This is a genomic window from Trinickia acidisoli, from assembly GCF_017315725.1.
GTDB classification, from domain to species: Bacteria; Pseudomonadota; Gammaproteobacteria; order Burkholderiales; family Burkholderiaceae; genus Trinickia; species Trinickia acidisoli.
In genome coordinates, this window is record NZ_JAFLRG010000001.1 from 2,349,694 (window position 1) to 2,365,399 (window position 15,706).

16 protein-coding genes are annotated in these 15,706 nt (G+C 61.4%); 5 read left to right on the plus strand and 11 right to left on the minus strand.

From position 1 onward, the window contains the following. The first annotated feature begins 20 nt into the window (after positions 1–20). The gene (locus J3485_RS10835; protein ID WP_206952465.1) at positions 21–935 is read left to right on the plus strand and encodes an AraC family transcriptional regulator; all 915 of its coding nucleotides are present in this window, start codon (positions 21–23) and stop codon (positions 933–935) included. Between the two features lie 45 nt (positions 936–980). Here J3485_RS10835 and trhA read toward each other — a convergent pair whose 3' ends face one another. Together trhA and J3485_RS10845 are read right to left on the minus strand one after the other, a co-directional pair. After that, a complete protein-coding gene (trhA, locus tag J3485_RS10840) occupies positions 981–1,601 on the minus strand; it encodes a PAQR family membrane homeostasis protein TrhA (protein ID WP_206952466.1) in 621 nt (206 codons plus the stop codon). 57 nt (positions 1,602–1,658) lie between these two features. Next, positions 1,659–2,570: a LysR family transcriptional regulator gene (locus J3485_RS10845; protein ID WP_206952467.1), complete on the minus strand. Its 912-nt coding sequence runs from the start codon at positions 2,568–2,570 to the stop codon at positions 1,659–1,661. Between the two features lie 324 nt (positions 2,571–2,894). Between J3485_RS10845 and J3485_RS10850 the strand changes: the two genes are divergently transcribed. Together J3485_RS10850 and fdxA are read left to right on the plus strand one after the other, a co-directional pair. Continuing rightward, the gene (locus J3485_RS10850; RefSeq protein WP_206952468.1) at positions 2,895–4,289 is read left to right on the plus strand and encodes a KamA family radical SAM protein; all 1,395 of its coding nucleotides are present in this window, start codon (positions 2,895–2,897) and stop codon (positions 4,287–4,289) included. A 79-nt stretch (positions 4,290–4,368) separates the two neighbouring features. Then, the gene (gene fdxA / locus J3485_RS10855; protein ID WP_206952469.1) at positions 4,369–4,725 is read left to right on the plus strand and encodes a ferredoxin FdxA; all 357 of its coding nucleotides are present in this window, start codon (positions 4,369–4,371) and stop codon (positions 4,723–4,725) included. On the opposite strand, the gene J3485_RS10860 is transcribed toward fdxA, so the two are convergent. Both J3485_RS10860 and J3485_RS10865 read right to left on the minus strand, forming a co-directional pair. Continuing rightward, positions 4,726–6,039: a sensor histidine kinase gene (locus J3485_RS10860; RefSeq protein WP_242538745.1), complete on the minus strand. Its 1,314-nt coding sequence runs from the start codon at positions 6,037–6,039 to the stop codon at positions 4,726–4,728. Positions 6,040–6,044: 5 nt separating this feature from the next. Continuing rightward, positions 6,045–6,785, minus strand: a complete 741-nt coding sequence (locus J3485_RS10865; RefSeq protein WP_206952470.1) for a response regulator — start codon at positions 6,783–6,785, stop codon at positions 6,045–6,047. Between the two features lie 442 nt (positions 6,786–7,227). On the opposite strand from J3485_RS10865, the gene J3485_RS10870 reads away from it, so the two are divergent. Further along, positions 7,228–8,247 (plus strand): alpha/beta fold hydrolase, encoded by a 1,020-nt coding sequence (locus tag J3485_RS10870; protein WP_206952471.1) that lies wholly within the window; start codon positions 7,228–7,230, stop codon positions 8,245–8,247. A gap of 77 nt (positions 8,248–8,324) precedes the next feature. Here the strand turns inward: J3485_RS10870 and J3485_RS10875 are convergent, their stop codons facing one another. The 6 genes from J3485_RS10875 to J3485_RS10900 form a co-directional block, all read right to left on the minus strand. Further along, on the minus strand, positions 8,325–9,236 hold the full coding sequence (locus J3485_RS10875; protein ID WP_206952472.1) for a sterol desaturase family protein: 912 nt from the start codon (positions 9,234–9,236) through the stop codon (positions 8,325–8,327). Between the two features lie 59 nt (positions 9,237–9,295). Next, the gene (locus J3485_RS10880) at positions 9,296–10,021 is read right to left on the minus strand and encodes a DUF4410 domain-containing protein (RefSeq protein ID WP_206952473.1); all 726 of its coding nucleotides are present in this window, start codon (positions 10,019–10,021) and stop codon (positions 9,296–9,298) included. Between the two features lie 202 nt (positions 10,022–10,223). Then, positions 10,224–11,555: an ATP-binding protein gene (locus J3485_RS10885; RefSeq protein WP_206952474.1), complete on the minus strand. Its 1,332-nt coding sequence runs from the start codon at positions 11,553–11,555 to the stop codon at positions 10,224–10,226. Continuing rightward, positions 11,552–12,268 (minus strand): response regulator, encoded by a 717-nt coding sequence (locus tag J3485_RS10890; protein ID WP_206952475.1) that lies wholly within the window; start codon positions 12,266–12,268, stop codon positions 11,552–11,554. The genes J3485_RS10885 and J3485_RS10890 overlap by 4 nt, the downstream gene beginning before the upstream one ends. A 103-nt stretch (positions 12,269–12,371) precedes the next feature. Continuing rightward, on the minus strand, positions 12,372–12,680 hold the full coding sequence (locus J3485_RS10895; RefSeq protein WP_206952476.1) for an EF-hand domain-containing protein: 309 nt from the start codon (positions 12,678–12,680) through the stop codon (positions 12,372–12,374). Between the two features lie 233 nt (positions 12,681–12,913). Beyond that, positions 12,914–13,864 carry a fatty acid desaturase gene (locus J3485_RS10900; protein ID WP_206952477.1) on the minus strand — a complete coding sequence of 317 codons (951 nt, stop codon included), beginning with the start codon at positions 13,862–13,864 and terminating at the stop codon, positions 12,914–12,916. Positions 13,865–14,055: 191 nt separating this feature from the next. Here J3485_RS10900 and J3485_RS10905 point away from each other — a divergent pair, with 191 nt between their 5' ends. After that, positions 14,056–14,880, plus strand: a complete 825-nt coding sequence (locus J3485_RS10905) for a phosphate/phosphite/phosphonate ABC transporter substrate-binding protein (protein ID WP_206952478.1) — start codon at positions 14,056–14,058, stop codon at positions 14,878–14,880. Here the strand turns inward: J3485_RS10905 and J3485_RS10910 are convergent. Then, a complete protein-coding gene (locus J3485_RS10910; RefSeq protein ID WP_206952479.1) occupies positions 14,869–15,642 on the minus strand; it encodes a GntR family transcriptional regulator in 774 nt (257 codons plus the stop codon). The two genes, J3485_RS10905 and J3485_RS10910, sit on opposite strands and share 12 nt — an antisense overlap. Between the last annotated feature and the right edge of the window lie 64 nt (positions 15,643–15,706).

Sequence of the window (15,706 nt, forward strand, 5' to 3'; positions counted from 1 at the left end):
TCATTTGCAGGAGTCCGGCGATGATTGATCCGCTGGCCGAAGTCGTGACGTTGCTGCAGCCGGGCGCCCGGTTCTCCAAATTCGTCCTAGGCGCCAGTCCTTGGCGCATCAGTCGCTCGAATGCCGGCCAGCCGTTCTACTGCGTGGTCCTCGAGGGCCGGTGCCGCATCGCGATCGACGGACATGAATCACTCGAACTCCTGCCGAGTGACTTCGTCCTGATTCCCGCGGCCTATGGCGTCGCGATGTCCAGCCTCGAGCCGCCACCGCCGGGCATCGAAACGCCCGCACCCATCGCGCTGGGCAACGGTGAATACAGAATCGGCGCCCCAGACGGCCCGATCGACGTGCGAATGATGGCGGGCCATTGCAGCTTCGGTTCGCCGGATGCATCCCTGTTGGTCTCGCTACTGCCGCAATTCGTGCATGTCCGCGGCGAACAGCGGCTGGCCACGCTCGTGGACCTGATACGAGAGGAATCGCGCGAACAGCGGCCCGCGCGCGAGGTCGTGCTCTCACGCCTACTGGAAGTGCTGCTCATCGAGGCGTTGCGGTCCATGGCAGGAACGAACGCGTCGCCGGGCCTGGTTCGCGGGCTTTCCGACGGCCGCCTTGCCGTCGCGATCCGCGGGATGCACGAACACCCGACGCACGGGTGGACGGTTGCCGAGCTCGCCAAGGAGGCGGCACTCTCGCGCTCGACCTTTTTCGAGCGCTTTAACCGCGCGGTCGGCGTCGCACCGATGGCGTATCTACTCGCCTGGCGCATGGCGCTCGCCAAGGACCTCCTGCGCCGCAATGAAGGCCGTGTCGCCGAAATCGCGCAGCGCGTGGGCTACAGTTCCGCCAGCACCTTCAGTGTCGCCTTCACGCGGCACGTCGGCCGGCCCCCTACGCAATATGCGCGCGATGAACAGAGGGCCGCAGGCCGTTAAGGCCGAGGAGCCGATGCCTCGACGCAACTCACGACCCTTTGCGCGTCACGCAACGTATCGCGCCACGCTGACGAACTGGCATAAGCTGCCGGCGAGCACGAACAGATGCCAGATACCGTGCCCATGGCGGATGCGCTCATCATTGACGAAAAAGTAGATGCCGGCGCTGTAAATGACGCCGCCCGCGAGGAGCCAGGCAGTTCCCGCAGCAGGCAGCGCGTGAATCAGCGGGAGAATGGCAACGAGCGCGAGCCAGCCCATCAGCACGTATAGCGTCATCGAGACGGCGCGAGTCCGCCGTCCGAGCGTGAGCTCTTGCGCGATGCCGAATGCGGCGAGTCCCCAACTCACGCCGAACAGGGACCAGCCCCACGGGCCGCGCAGCGTGACAAGCGTAAACGGGGTGTAGCTACCGGCAATCAGCAAATAGATCGCGGAATGATCGCACTTCTGAAGGATGGCTTTCAGTCGCGGGCTGCGCACGCTATGGTAAAGCGTCGAGACCGCGTAGAGCACGCACAGCATCGCGCCGTACACGCTCAAACTCACTACTTTGTACGCATTGCCTTCCAGGGCGCCCATCGTTACCAGCGCTGAAAGCCCAGCTACCGACAACACCGCACCGACGAGATGGGTAATGCTGTTGAAGCGCTCACCGACATGCATGACACGACTCTCCTGCGCGGCCTCGCGAAGACAAATAGCGAAGTGTAACCAAATCCGCTAACCCTCCCCGCCATGTTCGACATACCGGCTTGCCGCCGACAGCAGCCACGACTCGAACGCCTGCAACCCCGGCGAATTCTGTTTGTGCTCCGGGTAGACGAGGTAATAGCCTTTGTCACTCCGTAAAGCCAGGTCGCACGGACAGATGAGTTCACCGGTCGCCAATTCATGCGAAGCGAGGAAACGAGGCACGAGCGCAATGCCCAACCCCGCGCGCGCGGCTTCCACGAGCATCGAAAAGAGTTCGTACCGCTGCCCTTTCATGCAGTCGATATCGTGGATACCCACCTGCGCCAGCCATTGCCGCCACGCGTCGGGGCGCGCCGACTGATGCAGCAACGTGAAACCCGACACGTCGTGAGGCGCTAGGTTAGCCCGCCCGTTCATCAACCGCGGACTGCATACGGCCGTCATCTCCTCGCCAAACAGATATTTGGCGATCGACCCCGGCCAGACGGGATCGCCGAAATGAATCGCGGCATCGAACTGCGTGTCGGTGAACAAGAACGGCTCGGCCCGCGTCGTCAGATTGACGGTAATGGATTCGTGTGCCTCATAGAACTGCGGAAGGCGCGGAATCAACCATCGCGTGGCGAACGTGGGGATAGCCGCCAGTTCGAGGATACCGCCCGCATTCCGATGCGACATCGCAGCCAGCGTGTCCCGCTCCATCCTCTCGAGGTTTTCTCGCACCTGCTTCGCATAGAGCTGTCCGACCTCGGTCAGACTGAGCCGCTTCTTCACGCGGTTGAACAGCGCTACGCCTAGGTATTCCTCCAACATCGCAACTTGCCTTCCGACGGCACTTTGAGTCAGCGCCAGTTCATCGGCGCTGCGCGTGAAACTCAAGTGACGGGCCGCCGCCTCGAATGCAATCAGCGCTTCGATACTCGGAATCTTTCGTCTCACAGATCCTTCCTCAAACGCACAACGTCGCGAGTTTATATCGTTTGCCAGTGCCGAACCATACCGCAACAATGGCTCACGCCACCTCTAGGTGAGCGCACTCGAATCGCTGCACGTATCGCCGGCCTATCGTCAGAGCGGGCGGATAAACCTCGCTCTGTTTCACGGCATCGATGGCGCCGCTACTGTGTGAAGGGGCCGTCGAACGCCCCGCCTCATCGAATTCGTTCAGCTCACCGTTCAGTTCATATTAGTTAGGTGTCCTTATTTCTTAATTGACATCTAAAAACTTAGAAGCTCCAACAAAGTCAATCTTGAAGGAGAATCATGTCCCACGATCAGGTTCCGGCGAAGTTCAAACCCTACACCCGCCAAACGATCGGCCAATCGCCTCAATGGCAACTGCTTTCAACGGAGCTGCGCGAAGCCGTACAGGTCGTATCACGCGTCTTGCCATTCCGTACGAACCAGTACGTTATGGACGAGCTAATCGATTGGAACAACATCCCCGACGATCCGATCTATCGCCTGACGTTTCCCCATCAGGACATGCTCTCTCCGTCCGAGTATGCGCATCTAAGAGCGCTCGTACTCGAGAAAAAGGATGAAGCCGCGATCGAAGAGGCCGTCCGTGCGATCCGCATGCGTATGAATCCGCATCCGGCGGGACAAATGACGCACAACGTGCCGTTCATGGACGGTCAACCGGTCAGTGGCCTGCAGCACAAATACAAAGAGACGGTGCTGTTCTTTCCGAGTTCCGGACAAACCTGCCATGCCTATTGCACGTTCTGCTTTCGTTGGCCTCAATTCGTCGGCATGGACGATCTCAAGTTCGATGCGAGGGAATCCAATGAGCTCGTTGCCTATCTGAAGCAACACCACGAGGTGACCGACGTGCTGATCACCGGCGGCGATCCGCTCATCATGAACACGCGCTCGCTCGCCGGCTATATCGAACCTCTGCTCGCCCCCGAGCTCGCCCATATCCAGAACATCCGCATCGGCACGAAGTCGGTAGCGTACTGGCCTCAGCGCTTCGTGACGGATAAGGATTCGGACGATCTCATGCGCCTGTTCGAAAAGGTCGTGGCGGCCGGCAAGAATCTGGCGATCATGGGCCACTACAATCACCCGGCGGAATTGCGTCCGGCCATCGCACAACGCGCGGTCAAGCGCATCGTCTCATCAGGCGCGACGCTTCGTATGCAAGCGCCGCTCATTCGCCATATCAACGAAGATCCGAAAGGATGGGCGGAGCTTTGGACGACGGGCGTGCGGCTCGGTGCGATTCCCTACTACATGTTCGTCGAACGCGATACCGGCCCCAGTCATTACTTCCAGTTGCCGTTGGCAAAGGCGTATGAGATTTTTCAGGCGGCCTATCAAACCGTATCGGGGCTCGCGCGCACGGTGCGCGGGCCTTCGATGAGTGCGTTCCCCGGCAAGGTGGTGATCGACGGTATCGTCACGATCGGCGGCGAGAAAGTATTCGCCCTTCAGTTCTTGCAAGCACGCAATCCCAATTGGGTGCGCAGGCCGTTCTACGCAAAATTCGATCCGACGGCAACTTGGCTGCACGATCTCAAACCGGCGTTCGGCGAAAAGAAGTTCTTCTTCGAAGAAGAAAGTATCGCGAGCGTTGCCATCCTGCGCCATGCCGACCGCCACGTTTCCGATCCGTCGGACACCCCCGCCCTGGCTGCCGCATCGAATGCATGACAGAGGCTTCCTTTGATGGCCGGGCCGTCGCTTCGGCGGCCCGCACCCTAATTCACACTTCGTTTTCTCGGGAGGTTGGATGCCTTATGTCGTGACCGAAAGCTGCATCCGGTGTCGCTACACGGATTGCGTTGAAGTATGCCCGACCGATTGTTTTCGCGAAGGGCCTAACTTTCTCGTCATCGACCCGGACGAATGCATCGATTGCGCCGTTTGTGTTCCGGAGTGCCCGGCCGATGCGATCGTCTCGGCGGAAGACGTGACCGACGGCCAGCGCGCCTTCGTCGAGTTGAACGCTTCGCTGTCGAAACAATGGGCCGCGATCATCAGCCGGCAGCCGCCGCTCCCTGATGCGGACCATTGGAAAGCGGTGCCGGACAAACTGCAACACCTCATCACGGAGCCACTTGCCGGCTCACCCAAGGAAACTGCGTGATCAAGGCAAAGTCACGATCGCCGTGAGCCCCCCGCCTTGGCGATTGGAAAGGCGAAGGCTACCGCCAATGGCCCGCGTCAATTGTGTCGCAATGGCCAACCCCAAACCCGCACCGCCTGTGTCGCGGTTGCGCGAACCTTCCATTCGGTAGAACGGTTGCAGAACCTGATCCAACTGATTGTCGGGAATGCCTGGCCCGCGATCGCACACCGCCACGCACATCGCTCCCTCCTCGCTGCGCCAGGCGCTGACTTCGGCAGCGCCACCGTATTTGATGGCGTTATCGATCAAGTTCCCCAGCACGCGCCGCAGCGCTTGCCGGCGAATCGTGGCCGCACCGCCGATGGATTCCACCAACGTGACGTCTTTGCCGATGTCCTGGTAGTCGAATACGAGGCTTTCCAAGAATGCCTTCACATCCATGCGTACCGGTACCTCCGCGCCACCGTGCGCGCTGCGTGCGTAGGCGACGCCTTCGCGCACCAAATGCTCCATCTCATGCAGATCGCCAAGAATCTTTTGCCGCTCTTCGCCCTCCTCCAAAGATTCCGCACGCAGGAGCATGCGTGTGATGGGCGTCTGCAAGTCATGCGAGATCGAGGCCAAGATATGCAAGCGCTCCTTGAGATGGCGAACGATGCGTTCCTGCATCGTGTTGAAGGCGATCGCGGCGCGTGCCACTTCGACAGGGCCTTCCTCGCTCATGCGCGGACCATCCGCCGTCGGCGTCATCGCTTCCGCCGCCTGAGCAAGTTGTGCCAGAGGGCGTGCGACCAAGCGCACCGCCAGCCAGGTGCATACGAGCAGCAGGAGCAACTGCAAGACCAGCACGATCGGCAGCCATTGCGCGATCGGCGGCACGCCTCGTGGGTCGATTTCCAACGTGAGCGGCGAACCGTCATGCAGGGTGAAATGCACTTGGTAACGCTGGGGAGCGGTCGAGATCGTGTCGCCCTGCACGCGATAACCGGGGCCGACCTCCTTTTCGATCCGCCGCGTGACTTCCCGCGCGCTTTGCGTCGCGAGCGGTATGCCCGGCTGACCGGGCCCTAGCATGAAACGGTAATTGTCACGTTGCAGGCGGCCCAGCCAACTCGCGCGTTCGGCCGAGGGCAACCGATCGAGTATGGCAACCGAGGCGCCTACTTCATGCTCGACCGTGTCGAACATGGTCGTGGTGGCGCTCTCGTTGCGCTCATAAAACATCAGCGCAAAGGAAAGGCCCTGCGCCAACATCAGACCGACGAAGATAATCAGGTAGACCCGCGATGCCATGCTGCGCGGCAACCAGCGCCTCGGTGCGGCGAATGCCAGGCGGCTCACGCGTCATCTCCGTGCGTGGTAATCGGCGCGCTGAACACATAACCTTCGCTGCGTACGGTCTTGATATACGACTGGTCCTTGGCGTTGTCTTCCAGGCGAGTCCGCAGGCGGCTGACCAAAAGATCGATGGAACGATCGAAAAGCTCCGCGTCCCTGCCCTGTGTCAAATTAAGCAACTGGTCACGCGATAGCACGCGCTGCGGGTGATCGAGAAATACGCGCAGCAACCTGAACTCCGCACCGCTCAGCGGCACGATCGTTCCGTCCTGGTTCAGCAGATGGCGTGCCGCGGTATCGAGTCGCCAACGCCCGAACGACACGATATCGATGGCTTCGGTGATGCGCAGATTCGGGGGCAACATGCGCGTGCGGCGTATCACCGCCTTGATGCGCGCAAGCAGTTCACGCGGCGAGAACGGCTTGACCACGTAGTCGTCCGCGCCCATCTCGAGGCCGATGATGCGATCGGTTTCGTCGTCGCGTGCGGTCAGCAGCAATATCGGCAGCGCGCGATGCTTGCCGCTGCGCAACGTTCGGCAAAGCACCAGACCGTCATCGCCGGGCATCATGATGTCCAGCACGACGAGGTCGAACGCCGAGGTATCCAATTGCGCGAACATGTCGCGGCCATCCGCGGCCGCACTCGCGCGCAAACCGTTCTTGCGAAGGTAGTCCGCGACACCCGTACGTATATCGCGATCGTCATCGACGACGAGGATGTTGTCGATGTGGTCCATGTTCACGAGTCCTCAAGGTTGCGTTGCCGTTACGTGCTCCGAGCTCGGTGCGATCGCTATTATCCACCGCGACCGGTTCGGGTAGGCGGCAGTACCGACGCGCCGCCATGACGCGTATTGGACATGCCTGACTTATCTCGAACGTGTCGACTTCGACGGCCTTTTGTATCTGTTTGTACAAACGGATCTCGAACAGCCCGCCTCGAGCGCTGCGTTTTGTATCGAAACGTATCAAAGCCCGGCCGTTACACATTCCGATGCCGTTTGGCGCTTGCGCAGATACAACCGGGATACGTCGCCGCGGTTTCATATGCACACCGGCCAAGCGCACAGCGACGACCCTAGCCTCGACATCACGTTGTCGCCCCACGTGCGCTAGGACCTGTTCACGCTAAGCCCCGAACCCAGTCACCTTCTCACACCCGTATTGCAGGAGAACACCATGAAGCGCACGCACGCCGCACTCGCCGGAGCCTTTGCCCTTAGCCTTGCTTGTTTTGCTTCGGTCGCACACGCCGAAACCGAACCGGCGCAATCGCCCGCGGCACAGGCCGCATCGCACGATCCTTGGGGGCCATTGAAACATATCCACGCCGGCGTGCTGGACGTCGCTTATGCCGAGATGGGACCTGCTAATGGGCCCGTGGTGATTCTGCTGCACGGATGGCCCTATGACATTCACAGCTATGAACAAGTCGCACCGGCACTGGCAGCGAAGGGCTATCGGGTGCTCGTTCCATATGCGCGCGGATTCGGCGAGACTCGCTTCCTGTCTGCAAGCACCGCGCGAAATGGCGAGCCCGTCGCATTGGCCGAAGACGTCATCGACTTCATGGATGCGCTGCATATCAAGCAGGCGGAACTGGGCGGCTTCGACTGGGGTGCACGCACGGCGGACATCGTCGCGACGCTCTGGCCGCAACGGGTGAAAGCGTTGGTGTCCGTGAGCGGCTACCTCATCGGTAGTCAAGAATCCGGCACGAAGCCGCTGCCCCCCCAGAACGAGTTGCAATGGTGGTACCAGTATTACTTCGCCACCGATCGCGGCCGCATCGGCTATGAAAAATACCGTGATGACTTCGCCAAGTTGATTTGGCAGTTGGCCTCGCCGAAATGGAATTTCGACGACGCCACATTCGAGCGCAGTGCGGCCGCGTTGAACAATCCCGACCAAGTTGCCATTACGATCTTCAACTATCGCTGGCGGTTGGACCTCGTCAAGGGTGAAGCGAAATATGCCGCGCTGGAGAAGAGACTGGCTCAATTCCCTGCCATCACCGTGCCGACGATCACCCTGGAGGGCGATGCCAACGGCGCGCCGCACCCGCAGCCGGCAGCCTATGCCAAGAGATTCACAGGCAAGTATCAGTTTCGGCTGATTACCGGCGGCATCGGCCACGACCTACCGGAAGAAGCGCCACAAGCGTTCACTCAGGCCGTGATCGACGCCGGTCACCTCTGATAGAGATTGGACGGGCTGCTTCTCGTCGATCGGATTTCAATTCGAGAACGCAGCCTCGGCCAAGTGAGCTAGCGCCGTCAAACTGTCACCTTGGCCGCTTCGGCCACCTCGGTCGCCTTCGCTCGCCGGCGCAACGCTTCCGTCGTATCGCCGGAGCCGTCGGGGCGCCATCCGGGCGGCAACAGCAGATAGCCCAACGCCGTCCGAATAGTGCGAGCCGACTTGATATCTCGCACGACCTGCACCCACTGAGAGAGTTCGACGACGAACGGGTTACGGGAGAGCATCGGCGTGGTCAGCCCGTAGCGGCACGGCTCCTCCTTTCGCTCTTCGACATACGTGCCGAAGAGTCGATCGAATACGATCAGTACGCCGCCGTAATTGGCGTCGAGGTAAGTCGCGTTCGACGCATGATGGACACGATGCGATGAAGGCGTATTGATCACGTATTCGAGCCAACCGAGTTTTGGCATCCACGTATTGTGAAGCCAGAATTGGTACAGCAGGTTCAGCGAAAGCACGGCGAGCACGACTTCGGGCCGCACCCCGAGCCAGATCAGTGGGGTAAAGAACACCGCGCTACCGGTCAACTTCGCGGTCCAACCCAGGCGATAAGCGGACGACAACGTCAACTGATTCGGCGAGTGATGGACCGCATGCGTCGCCCAAAAAAAGCGAATGCGGTGCGATGCACGGTGGTACCAGTAATAGCAGAACTCCTGGCCGACGAAGAGCAGTAGCAAGGTCAGTACGTTGTCGAGCGCCACGGTATGGATCCGATGCGCCCACGCGAATGCAAAGGCCGGCGTTGCCAACGATAACGGCAGCCACGCGAGCAGTTTTCGGCCTGTCAGATCCGTCAGCGATAGCCAAACTTCATACCACTGAAACGGTGTATCGGTACGCCGCGTCTTCCCGGTGAGCCAGCATGCTTCAATCAGCGACACACCGATAACGAGCGCCGTAACGATGAGTGAAATTTCCTTCATTAAGTCGTCCTAAATAATCTCAATGCATTGCCGATCGTTGCAAATCTTTCACTTCCCGATCAACCGTGAGGTCCCCAATGGTTGGCCGCACCCACCGCATCCATCTGTTTGACGATCGACGTAGCCAGCTTTTTCGCATCGGTATCGACCGTCGAGTGCTTGGCTTGCGAAACCACATGCAGTGCCGCGCTCGCGGCAAGCGCAACCGGTAGCCGGTGTGTCATCGCACCGACGACACCGCTTTCCGCCATGCCGGGCGCCTTACCGCTTTGCTCCGTGACCGCAAAGCTCTGAACCGGCACGCTCGCGCCCGCAACCGGCCGATACGTCAGCCTCACCGACGCCGCCAGTTCGCGCTTGCCGGCGCCAAGTCCGATCAGCATGCGCCGACGCGCATTGCCTGCATCGACCGTTTCGAAACTGCCATCGACGAGCAATACGTTTTTGCCGGGCGGCACATCGGAGTCCGCTCGCAGCGCCGCCCACCCCTTCGCTTGCAACTGACGAACGATTTCGTCGGCAACGTCATTGCGCAACCGTGTCGCACACGCCGTCCCGGCAGCGCTCGGTATTTCCGTTGCCGGGAACGCCTGCGGTTGCGCATAGCGGCCGCCCTGCGCGCATTGACCCGGTGCAACGTCGAACGCCCGTACATAAACGATCTCGGGCGTTGCGCGAGCGACAACCGGCTTTGGTGTTCCATTCGTCAGAGATGACGCGCATCCCGTCGCCAGAAGAACGCTCAGCGCGAGCGCTGCGCTGGCGCCGCGCGTTCCGATTTGCATCAAGCGTTTCGATAATGTCTGCGCACTCATCAGGACCTCTGTGCCTCCCTGTTTCGGTTCATTCGATCGGTCGACTCTTCGTCTTCCGAAAGCATGGATGCGAGTATCGCGGGTGCGCCGCGCGAAGGCCATCGATGAATTATGTCGAGACATGTCACCGCGAAGTGCGCTTGTACGCCGCCGATTCGACGTGGCTTCGCTATCAGGCGGTCGGAGATTGCAGCGATAAAGCGACACGTGCCTCGAGGCCGCCGCCTTCTCTTGCGCGAAAGCTGATCGTGCCGCCATGCGAGCGTGCGATTCGTTCGACGATGGCAAGACCGAGCCCGGTACCCGCCGCCTGGCGGCTCGCATTCGAGCCTCGCGCGAACGGTGCTTTCAGTCGCTCGAGTTCGTCAGCCGTCATGCCCTTGCCGCGATCGCAGACCGCGACATAGGCATATCCTTCGGTGGACCAACTCCGGACGGCCAATCCGCTGCCGCCATAGGCAACCGCGTTCTGCATGAGATTCATCAGCAGACGCATCACGTTCGTCGGACGAAAACGAAAAGGCGGAATATCGCCGAGCGTCAACTCGAATTCATGCCCCAGCCCGGCGAAATCCGCCGCGAGTTGGCTGAGCAACCCATTCAAGTCGCCGACTTCCATCGGCTCGCGCTCGCCGCTGCCCGCGTAATCCATGAATTGCTGAACGATGGCGTCGATCCGCTCGAGATAGCCTTCCGCCGAAGCGGCCAAAGCACGGTCTTTATCGGGCGGAATCGCAAGGGCGAGCGCAAGCCGAAGCTTCGTGAGCGGTGTGCGGATGTCGTGGGAAACGCCGGCCAGCATCAGCGAACGCGTGGCCTCCGCGTGACGCAATGCGCCCGCCATCTCGTTGAATGCACGGCTCACGTCCGCCACTTCGGTGGGGCCCGAAACCGACAATGCCGGAGGCGTCGCACCTGCGGTGATCTTGCGTGCCGCATGCGCCAGATGCCGCAGCGGTCGATTGATATGCAACTGAATCAAGTAGCCCGTCAGCGCGGCAATGAGCGCGAGCCCCATCGAGAGCGCGATAGCGGCCACGATCGGATTCTCTCGTACGTCGGTGGTAATGACCGGCGCGATCCAGTACGGTGAGCCCGCGATATGGATGCGGATCCAGAGCCTTTGCAGATAAGCAGGCTGCCAGAGCACGAGCGTGCCCGCCGGCATGTTTTGCTGCAAGGTCTGCGCAAAAACATCGCGCTGATAGGTACGAAAGAAGTGGACGAAACTCGGCGGCATCGCCGCCACGGCATCGGGGGGCGGCTGCGGCTTCGCATCGAGTCGGGCAACCACCGCCCGACCTTCGTCGGGAGGCAGCGCCGCGAGTGCGCGATCGAGCGTCTGCACGTATTGAGCGAACACGATCGCCGCGCGCTGGACGCGCGGGCGCTGAACGTAATAGATGAGAAAGGTCAGAGAGCAGACTTGCGTCAGCATCACGAGCACCACCAGCAACGCGATGTTGCGTGCGAGCAGCGAGCGCGGCACGAGAGCGCGGCTCATCGCTCGACATCCGCCACCAGCATGTATCCCATTCCCCAGACCGTCTTGATGAAACGCGGCTTCGACGGATCGTCTTCGATCACTTGCCTGAGCCGGAGCACCTGCACGTCGATGCTGCGATCGAGTGCCTCGTGCTCTCGCCCACGCGCGCGCGCGAGCAGGTTCTCGCGGCTCACCGGGCGGTTCGGCGACGAGCCGAGCGCCTGCAGCAGCCGCATCTGCGCCGAGTTCAATTCGACCGGCTCCGCCCCCCGCATCAGCGTCTGTTTCGGCAAATCGAAGCGAAACTCGCCGAATCGCAAAAGTTCGGAGGTCAACGACGCTGCGCCCGAGGCAATCTTCTGACGTCTCAACAGCGCACGAATCCGAGCAACGAGTTCATTCGGAAGAAACGGCTTCGGCAAGTAATCGTCGGCGCCGGCCTCGAGCCCGACGACGCGATCGACCGGATCGCCCTTCGCCGTCAACATGAGTATCGGCAGCGTATGGCCTTCCTTACGCAGCCGGTGACATACCGATAGGCCGTCCTCGGGCTCCATCATCAGATCGAGCACGAGCAAGTCGAAAGGCTCACGCTGCAAGTAGCGGTCGAGCCGCTTGCTATCTGCTACGCAGCGCACGTGGAAGCCCTGGCTGGTGAGAAAGCGCTGCTGCATGTTGCGCAGTTCCGCGTCGTCATCGAGCAAAATGATTTTTTCGGGCCGATCATCCATTGCGTATCTCCGGCAATGACGTATAGACCATCGCCGCGCGCGGCGATGACAACATCATAGGCGGTGTGGATTCGAACTGGGGCCGTATCCGCGTATCCACGGATCAGCGCGACAGTGCCTTTTTCCCGAAATACGCTTCGATTTGAGCGAGGGTGAGGAAGCCCGCATGCTGCGTATCGATTTCGTCGAAGTGGCGCGCGACCATCGGCATACCGGCAGCCGCTTGCTGCCGTGTCAGTTTCCCGTCGTGCGTCGTGTTGGCACTGGCAAAGCGATCGCGCAGCGTTTGCAAGCCTCGTTCGAGACGTGCCGCACCACTCGCAGGCGGCATTGCGGTTGCCGGTGTAATGGTCTGCGCCGTTGCGCCCGCCGAGACGGCAAAGATCGCGACCGTGATAAGCATGCGTTTCATTCACTAATCTCCGACTTCAAGAATGAATCGCTGCGAGCCGGCGCACCATGCTCCGGCTTGAAGCAGCGACAGCCGGAATGTTATGGATGCAAGCCGTGATAGGCGACCGAAAAATCATGTCGCCGTATGTCGTTCGTTCGTTAATTCTGTTCGACGTAGGCCCTGCGCAGGGGAGTATCGAGCCTAAGCATCAGCCGATCGCTTCGCTGAAGACCAATGCATACCCGTTACCGTCAACCGGTAGCCGGGTGTTCGGGCGTGTCGGTTGTGCGCCAGGCGTAATGCCTGAGCAGCACGCCATACCCGCCGATGACGAAACCGCCGCATTTCTGCCGGTAGGCCTCGCGGCGCATCCGATACGCGCGCGGCAGGTGAAACCACGGCAGCGCCGGCAGATCGTGATGAACGAGGTGGAAGTTGTTGTTCAGAAACAAAAGCCGCATCGCGAGCCCCGCTTCGTTGATGGCGATGCGCGCCTTCGGATGTGCCGCCGCGCGATGCTCATACAGCGAGCGCACCATCGCGAGCCCGAGTGCCGGCCATGTGATCGCGAGCAGGTAGTACCACCACGATATGCCCGCGTAGTGCTGAACCCAGTTCAGTAGCAGCGCCACAACGGCGCCGTGCCGGAACCACATGGGCGCGTGACGCCAATCGCCGCGCGCGAACGCCTTCGCCGCGCCGACGATCATGGCGGCAACGCTCATAGGCGGGCCGATCACGATGCGCCCAATCAAAGTCTTGCGCGTAAGCCATAGCGCCCGTTGCCAGCCCGGCAGGCGGGCCCAGCGTTCGGCGTGTACGTAGTTCGTTTCCGGATCGATGCCCGGTACGGTCAGCACTTCGTCGCGATGATGCGCGAGATGGCTCTCTCGATACAGCGAGTACGGGTACCACACCGCAAGCGGCGGCCAGCCGAGCAACATGTTCAACCATGCGTGGCGCGTCGGATGCCCGTGCAGCAGTTCGTGCTGCAGCGACATGTGCCACGCGCACAACAGGATGAATAACGGCGTGGCGACGGCAAGCGGCAGATACCCGACACGCACCACCGTCAACATGCCGAACCACCCACCGTAGATCGCGGCGATCAGCATCCATGTGGGCCACTCGGTGCGCGTAACGAAATGTGCCTCGAGCGAAGCGATTTCGCGTGCGTGGTCGGCGTCGATGTATTCAGCCATGTTCGTCGGTGCTGGGCGTGAACGGCAAATCGCGTGGGACGCTGCAGCCCTACCATAGCGAAAGCGCCTAGCGGGGCGAACCAATGGATTTGCATTTGCTTATCCGCGCGGCAGCAAAGACTCGACGGCCACGCACCGCGAGCCCGCTCAGCGCGCCTGCACCGTCGCCGTCGAGGATCTAGAATGCGCCCATGACCCACTGGATCGCCGCCCTGCCGATGTACAACGTGACGCCAGGACACGGCCGGTTATGGCGCGCGCTGCTGAACGACACGCTCGCGGCGTTCGCCCGCGCCGGCGGCCCCGAACATGTCGCTCTGCTCGACAAGCCGCACGGCCCGCTGATGCCGCTCTGGCGCCGCGACGATCTGCTGCTTTCGCAGACCTGCGGCTTCCCCTACCGCATGCTTGGGCTTCGCGAGGCAGTCCATCTGGTCGCCACGCCCATCTTCGATGCCGAGGGGTGCGATGGGCCGCGCTATCGCAGTGCGCTCGTCGTCTCCGCCGCGGCCTGGAAGCGCGGTGCGACGACGTTGGCCGATTGTTTCGGGCTGCGCGCGGCGTGCAACAGCGGGGATTCGCATAGCGGCATGAATGCATTGCGTCACGCCGTCGCTCCGCTCGCGCGTGATGGACGCTTCTTTGCATCGGTTCGCTGGACCGGCGCTCATTCGGCGTCATTGCGGGCCTTGATCGAGACGCGAGCCGACGTGGCCGCGATCGACTGCGTCACACTTGCGCTACTGCGCGACGGCAGTCCCGAACTGCTGCGTGGTGCGCGCGTGATCGGCATGACCGCCTCCGCACCAGGCCTCCCTTTCATCGCGTCACGCACATTGGACGAAGCGCACATGCCCGTGCTGCGCGATGCGCTGGACCAGGCCCTCGCGGCCGACGCTGGACGCGCGCATGCGCTGCGGCTACGGGGTTTCGCGCGGCTGCCGGCCGAGGATTACGCAGATATCGAAGACATGGCGAACGAAGCCCGTGCGCTCGGATACCCTCTATTGCGCTGAATACCCCCGCTGTGAATGGCCCGACTCCACCAAGCTTGCCTCCATTCCGCTGCGCATGAGCAACTCGAAGCGATGCGGCCGAATATGGAAAACCGTCGCTTCGCAAGTGCGACCATCCGCGAGCCGGGAAGTACGGCGCAACACCAGCAACGGCGCGTGCGGCGGCGTATCGAGGTAAGCCGCGACGTCGTGCGCCGCCGCGACAGCCGTCACCGACATATCCGCATCGACGATACGCCACCCAGGCACCCGCTCGAGAATCTCATAGGACGGCAGTGAGGCCGCTTCTTCGCGCGCAATCGCACCGGCCTCGGGCAGCAAGCACGTTTGCGCAAGCGCCACCGGAACGTCATCGACGCTATGCAATCGCTCCAGATAGACGCAGCGCGCGACATCGACAGCGAAAGCCGCTCGCAAGCCCGGCGGCACCTCGCACTCTTCGATGCGCAGCAACTCCATGCGCGCACTCACACCCTGGGCCGCTAACGAATCATAAAAACCGCGCAACAAATCGAGCCGGTGCCGCAATCGCCGCTTTGTCGTAAACGTGCCCTTGCCCTGCTTGCGCTCCACGACGTGCGCATCGGTCAGCCCGCCGAGCGCGAGCCGCACCGTCACGCGGCTCACGGCGAAGCGCTCGCTCAATTGCGCTTCCGAAGGCAGCTTGCCCGAAGGCTCATAGACCCCGCGCTCGATTTCCTCTTGGAGCGTCCTTGCGATCTGCTCGTAAAGCGACGTTACGTCCTCACGTACCAATGCCATGAATTTTCCCGTCCTGTGGTTCGATTCGCCATTTGCACAACTGCCGATATCGATATGAGAAGGA